Origin of the sequence: Gluconacetobacter aggeris, from assembly GCF_014174395.1 — a bacterium.
Classification (GTDB): Bacteria; Pseudomonadota; Alphaproteobacteria; order Acetobacterales; family Acetobacteraceae; genus Gluconacetobacter; species Gluconacetobacter aggeris.
In genome coordinates, this window is sequence record NZ_JABEQD010000038.1 from 1 (window position 1) to 1,680 (window position 1,680).

General features: G+C 62.1%; 4 protein-coding genes and 1 pseudogene. All 5 read left to right on the forward strand.

Annotation, left to right across the window (positions count from 1 at the left end; genetic code table 11):
* The first annotated feature begins 73 nt into the window (after positions 1–73).
* Positions 74–544 (forward strand): DUF5681 domain-containing protein, encoded by a 471-nt coding sequence (locus HLH36_RS19385; RefSeq protein ID WP_182987914.1) that lies wholly within the window; start codon positions 74–76, stop codon positions 542–544.
* The gene (locus HLH36_RS19390) at positions 541–756 is read left to right on the forward strand and encodes a hypothetical protein (protein ID WP_182987915.1); all 216 of its coding nucleotides are present in this window, start codon (positions 541–543) and stop codon (positions 754–756) included. Before HLH36_RS19385 ends, HLH36_RS19390 begins: the two co-directional genes overlap by 4 nt.
* The gene (locus HLH36_RS19395; protein WP_182987916.1) at positions 737–964 is read left to right on the forward strand and encodes a hypothetical protein; all 228 of its coding nucleotides are present in this window, start codon (positions 737–739) and stop codon (positions 962–964) included. Before HLH36_RS19390 ends, HLH36_RS19395 begins: the two co-directional genes overlap by 20 nt.
* The gene (locus tag HLH36_RS19400; RefSeq protein WP_182987917.1) at positions 961–1,389 is read left to right on the forward strand and encodes a DUF2824 family protein; all 429 of its coding nucleotides are present in this window, start codon (positions 961–963) and stop codon (positions 1,387–1,389) included. The genes HLH36_RS19395 and HLH36_RS19400 overlap by 4 nt, the downstream gene beginning before the upstream one ends.
* A pseudogene (locus tag HLH36_RS19405) lies at positions 1,386–1,680 on the forward strand (hypothetical protein); the annotation flags it as partial. The gene HLH36_RS19400 and the pseudogene HLH36_RS19405, both read left to right, overlap by 4 nt.

Here is a 1,680-nt window from a genome sequence, read left to right on the forward strand (position 1 = left end):
CCCTGATCGATGTTGAGCAGGCTCTTACATGGCTTGCATCGCGCCCCGTCGCCCAGTTCAGAAAGGCGTCGTGATGTCTGCCGTGGCAGATGATCAGCAGACCCCGAAGAAGCGCCGAGCGCCTTCGACGGCGTTCAAGCCGGGTCAGTCTGGCAATCCCGATGGCCCGAAGAAGGGGCGTCGCCATCCGGCCTTTGCAGCCCTCGACCAGATCGGCCAGGAGAACGCGGAACAGATCGTCCAGGCTGTGACCGCATCGGCGCTTGGCGGCGACATGCGGGCGGCAGAGATCATGCTCCGGAGGATTTGGCCCGAGCGAAAGGGGCGCCCCCTCAGCCTGTCATTGCCGCCGTTGACCGATGCCGCCGATCTCTCTGCCGCGATGGCCACCATCATCCAGGCCGTCACAGCCGGCGAGATCACACCCGAAGAGGGCCAGGCGTTGTCGGCACTGATCGAGGCGCAGCGGAAAACAATCGAGACTCACGACTTTGCCGCGCGGCTTGAGGCGCTCGAACACCTATCTGCGGGAGGCAAGCCATGAACCTGAAAGGTCGCTTGAACGCGCTGGAGGCCTCTTTGAAGCCGCATCCATCCTGGCGCGTGCTTTTTCACCCACCTGGGATCGATGGCAATCCCGAAGCGTGTGCGGCGTGGCTGGCCCAGCAGCCGCCAGCCCCGCGCGGGTGCCTGACGATCATTATCAGGAACTTCAGCAAACTTGAAGAAGAGGCAGATGGCGTCCAGTCAGCTTAACCAGCGCCTCGATGCGCTTGAGCGCAGGATCGTGCAGCCGGACCTGGGCATGCATGTGGGCTTCGTTCCGTCTTGGTCCTCCGAGGAAGAAGCCATGAATGTGGGAGGGCAGATCGCCAAAAAGGCCGCCGATCTCGGGAAGAAACACCTCGTTGTGCGGTTCATCGCCGCGCCGGCGAGGCATCAATTCGAAGGGGCTGCACGATGATCGCGCTGCCACCTATTCCCGGCGCCGCGATCAACGATCTGGATGCGATCAATGCGGTTTTGACGCATCCGGCCGTGTTCGGAGAGGTCGCGCATCTGAAGGACATTGGCTCGGGCCTCATCGTCTCGGTGCCTGGCGTGGTCGTGGGGTTCCAAGAGGTGAGGCCCCGCGTTCATGAATGCCACCAGGCCGTGGTCCCTGAAATGAGGGGGCGTCCCGCGCTCGAGATCATGCGTCGGGTTCGGGACTGGTGGTGGGCAACACAGCCGTCCGATCTGATGATTGCCCCTATCCCGGAGCACAAGAAGCCGGCGCGCTTCCTGATGCACCTGCTCGGTTTTCAACGCATCGGCCCATATCGCGCCGTCAGCAATGACGGGATCGAGCGCGAATATGTCGCCTATCAGATGGAGCGTCCGCAATGAGTGATATGTTCGGCATCGGCCAAGGTGTGCAGGCGGCGACTACCGCCGCTTCGACCGCTGCCCAGATGGTCATGACCCAGAACGCGATGAATCGCGCCAACTCGACCGCAAAGGATGTCGCATCCAACATCCAGCAGGCGGGCGGATATGCGAACAACCTGCTGAATCCATATGCCACGACCGGCACCAATGCTCTGAACAGCCTGTCGAACGGCCTGACGGAAAACTATCTCCAGTCGACGCCGGGCTATCAGTGGAACCTGAACCAAGGCGAGCAGGCGGCTACGAACA

Coding starts and splice junctions, on each gene's coding strand:
- HLH36_RS19400 (WP_182987917.1), top strand. CDS start 961: ATGATCGCGCTGCCACCTATTCCCGGCGCCGCGATCAACGATCTGGAT.
- HLH36_RS19390 (WP_182987915.1), top strand. CDS start 541: ATGAACCTGAAAGGTCGCTTGAACGCGCTGGAGGCCTCTTTGAAGCCG.
- HLH36_RS19385 (WP_182987914.1), top strand. CDS start 74: ATGTCTGCCGTGGCAGATGATCAGCAGACCCCGAAGAAGCGCCGAGCG.
- HLH36_RS19395 (WP_182987916.1), top strand. CDS start 737: ATGGCGTCCAGTCAGCTTAACCAGCGCCTCGATGCGCTTGAGCGCAGG.